At 66.7% G+C, this 2,749-nt stretch carries 5 protein-coding genes and 1 pseudogene; all 6 read left to right on the top strand.

Annotation, left to right across the window (positions count from 1 at the left end; all coding sequences use genetic code 11):
* Nucleotides 1-14: 14 nt before the first annotated feature.
* Nucleotides 15-803, top strand: coding sequence for an ATP-binding cassette domain-containing protein (locus JOZ00_RS19055; protein ID WP_293346375.1), 789 nt, complete (start codon nucleotides 15-17; stop codon nucleotides 801-803).
* A 62-nt stretch (nucleotides 804-865) separates the two neighbouring features.
* Nucleotides 866-1,726, top strand: coding sequence for a metal ABC transporter permease (locus tag JOZ00_RS19050; RefSeq protein WP_293346373.1), 861 nt, complete (start codon nucleotides 866-868; stop codon nucleotides 1,724-1,726).
* A gap of 93 nt (nucleotides 1,727-1,819) precedes the next feature.
* Complete coding sequence (locus tag JOZ00_RS19045) at nucleotides 1,820-2,182, top strand: transcriptional repressor (protein ID WP_366022366.1); 363 nt, start codon at nucleotides 1,820-1,822, stop codon at nucleotides 2,180-2,182.
* A 42-nt stretch (nucleotides 2,183-2,224) separates the two neighbouring features.
* Nucleotides 2,225-2,353: a GTP-binding protein gene (locus JOZ00_RS27715; protein ID WP_366022364.1), complete on the top strand. Its 129-nt coding sequence runs from the start codon at nucleotides 2,225-2,227 to the stop codon at nucleotides 2,351-2,353.
* Nucleotides 2,323-2,487 (top strand): annotated as a pseudogene (locus JOZ00_RS19035) (GTP-binding protein); the annotation flags it as partial. The gene JOZ00_RS27715 and the pseudogene JOZ00_RS19035, both read left to right, overlap by 31 nt.
* 41 nt (nucleotides 2,488-2,528) lie before the next feature.
* Nucleotides 2,529-2,749 (top strand): ANTAR domain-containing protein (locus JOZ00_RS19030; protein WP_293346369.1); only part of this gene is annotated, 221 nt, incomplete at its 3' end.

Here is a 2,749-nt window from a genome sequence, read left to right as displayed (position 1 = left end):
GGGAAAGGCGCTCGGTGTCCCTGTCTGAACTTTCCGCCACTCCCCCGGTCCTGACGTTCGACGACGTCAGCGCGGTGCGCGACGGCCGGTTGGTCTGGGCGAACGCAAACTTCCGGGTGCCCGCCGGCGGCATCGTCGCCGTCATCGGCCCCAACGGGTCCGGCAAGACGACGCTGCTGCACATGGTCCTGGGCCTGATCCCGACTGCTGCCGGCCGGCTCGAGGTGTTCGGCCGCCGCCCCGGCCGCGCCAACGACGGAATCGGCTACGTGCCGCAGCAATACGCCGCCGGCTCGGGGGAGGCCATCCGCGCCACCGATGTGGTGCTGCTTGGACTCACCGGTCGGCATTGGGCATTCGGGCGTAGCACCGCGGAGGAGAAGAGGCGGGTCGCCGAGGCGCTGGCCGCGGTCGAGGCGACGGATCTGGCCGAGCGGCGGCTCTCGACGCTGTCAGGCGGGCAACGCCAGCGGATCGCGATCGGTGCGGCACTCGTCTCGCAGCCGCAACTGCTGATCCTCGACGAACCGCTGGCGTCGTTGGATCTGCGCAGCCAGCGCGACATCGTCGCATTGCTTTCCCGGCTGCACGCCGACCTCGGCGTCACCATCCTGGTGGTCGCTCACGACCTCAACCCGCTGCTGCCCATCCTCGACAGCGCGATCTACCTGCTCGACGGACAGCCGCACTACGCCCCGATCGGCGACGTGATGGACGACGCGTTGCTGACCACGCTCTACGAGACGCCCATCCGGGTGGAATTCACCCCGGACGGAAAGCCGTACACGAGGAGCACGCTGTGACGACGCACCACTTAGCCCTGAATTACCAAGCCAATTGGTTGTTGATCATGAAGTCGGGGTTCATGACCAACGCTCTGATCGGCGGCACCATCGTCGCGCTGGCCGCGGGGTTGATCGGTTACTTCGTCGTGGTCCGGCAGACCGCGTTCGCCACCCACGCGCTGGCCCACATCGGCCTGCCGGGCGCGACCGGCGCGGTCCTGTTGGGCGTTCCGGTGGCAGTCGGGCTCGGCGTGTTCTGTGTCGGCGGGGCGCTGGTGATCGGCGTGCTGGGCAAGCGTGCGGCCGATCGTGAGGTGGTTACCGGGACGGTGCTGGCGGCGGCGATCGGCCTCGGACTGTTCTTCAATTCGCAGGCCACCAAAAGCTCGTCCACGATGACCAACGTGCTGTTCGGCAACCTGCTGGCCATCTCCGGTTATCAGCTGGCCAGCTTCGCGGTCCTGCTCGTGCTGCTGGGGCTGGTCATCAGCCTGATCTACCGACCGCTGCTGTTCGCCTCCGTCAACGCTCTGGTCGCCGAGGCGAAAGGCGTTCCCGTACGCGCACTTTCGATGATCTTCATGGCGCTGTTGGGGCTGACGGTCACCATGGCCGTGCAGGCCGTCGGAACCCTGCTGTTGTTCGCGCTGCTCGTCACCCCCGCCGCGACCGCGATCATGCTGACGCCCCGGCCGGCCCTGGCCATGATCACCTCGACGGCGATCAGCCTGAGCGCGGTGCTGCTCGGACTGGGCGCGTCCGCCATGTTCAATCTGCCGCCGAGCTTTCCCATCGTCGCCATCGCCTGCGCCGTCTGGGCGGTCGTCTGGGCCGGCAACCACCGCCGAGGGGCCACCGCGCAAGCCGTGGACGAGTCGCGGGTTGCCGCACCCGCGGTGGTGCCGGCTACGGAACGGATCTCGGCGACCTCGACGACCTGACCGGCACCGGCGAAAGGAGCGTTCGTGTCTTGCCAGCCGGACGAACCCGCTGAAACCCGGCGACGACGTTCGACCGTCAAGCAGCGGACCGTCCTGGAGGTCTTGCGAGAGCAGGAGAACTTTCGCAGCGCTCAGCAGGTGTACCAGGACATCTGCCGGCGCCAAGACCAGCGGATCGGCCTCACCAGCGTTTACCGCATCTTGCGCGCGCTTGCCGCGGATCGGATCGCCGAAACCCAGCGCGCCGAGGACGGCGAGATCCTCTATCGGCTCCGCAACGGCACGGACCATCGGCACTATCTGCTCTGCCGGCAGTGCGGCAGGGCAGTGGCGTTTACGCCCGTCGACATCGAAGAACACACCCGCAGACTGAGCAGCGAATACCACTACAGCGACGTCACCCACTACGTGGATATCTACGGCGTCTGTCCGAGGTGCCGAAACCTGCAGCGCTGAAACGCTTTACGTTCTTAATGAAAATGATTATCATTAAGGACCATGCGGCCACCCAACTCTCACCTGATCCCCGTCACCGTGCTGTCCGGCTTCCTCGGAGCGGGGAAGACGACATTGCTTGGTCCACCGCCGACTTCCCGCCCGGCCAGGAAATCGTGTTCATCGGCGTAAGGCTGGACCACCAACGGGTACTCGGGTTGATGCGGTCGGCGTTGCTGACCGACACCGAACTGGCCGCAGGCCCGCGGCGCTGGGTCGACTATGCCGATCCGCTGCCGCCGTGGAGCTTCGTCCACACACACTGACGTCGAACACCCAGTCGCAAAACAAACCTCGAGGACTGATGATGATCCATTCGCACAGTTACCACCCCGCCCAACACCGGTCCCGACGCGAAATCGACCAGGCCATCGGGGCCCTGATGGGTATCCGACGCTGCACGGCGGAGGAGGCCCTGGCCGAGATCACCGGTGTCGTGCGGGCCAGCGGAGTCGGCCTCGGCGGGGTATCCCGCGCGTTGCTCGACCTGGTGAGCGGCGCCGTCGACTCGACGGCCGCGAACGCGGC

It is taken from the genome of Mycobacterium sp., assembly GCF_019243155.1.
GTDB lineage: Bacteria > Actinomycetota > Actinomycetes > Mycobacteriales > Mycobacteriaceae > Mycobacterium.
The sequence above is the reverse complement of the archived record's forward strand: the minus strand, read 5'-3'. Positions and strand labels throughout refer to the sequence as shown.